This is a genomic window from Bacteroides cellulolyticus (assembly GCF_025567135.1).
Taxonomy (GTDB): Bacteria; Bacteroidota; Bacteroidia; order Bacteroidales; family Bacteroidaceae; genus Phocaeicola; species Phocaeicola cellulolyticus.
Window position 1 is genome coordinate 1 of record NZ_JAOQJJ010000047.1, and the last position, 386, is coordinate 386.

At 37.3% G+C, this 386-nt stretch carries 1 tRNA gene and 1 rRNA gene; both read left to right on the top strand.

Annotation, left to right across the window (positions count from 1 at the left end):
• A 16S ribosomal RNA gene (locus OCV82_RS15145) occupies nucleotides 1-57 on the top strand; the annotation flags it as partial.
• Nucleotides 58-135: 78 nt separating this feature from the next.
• Nucleotides 136-209, top strand: a tRNA-Ala gene (locus OCV82_RS15150).
• Nucleotides 210-386 lie beyond the last annotated feature (177 nt).

The following is a 386-nucleotide window of genomic DNA, read 5'->3' on the forward strand; positions in this document are numbered from 1 at the left end:
GGGGCTAAGTCGTAACAAGGTAGCCGTACCGGAAGGTGCGGCTGGAACACCTCCTTTCTGGAGTGATACCGTAATAAAGATATCAAGAAGGTTTATGCTTCTTGTACTACAGGCAAGTTTGTTTAATTAAATATTGGGGGATTAGCTCAGCTGGCTAGAGCACCTGCTTTGCACGCAGGGGGTCAACGGTTCGAATCCGTTATTCTCCACGTAATGAATTAATAATTAAGAATTAAAAATTAAAAGCGGCAATGCTGCGGATAATTATTAATTATTCACTTTTAATTATTAATTGAATAAAAGATCTTTGACATGATGTAACAAGCTGAAAAAGTAAAAATTTGGTCAAAACCAAAAGAGCTAAAAGTATATATCATCCGCTCTGT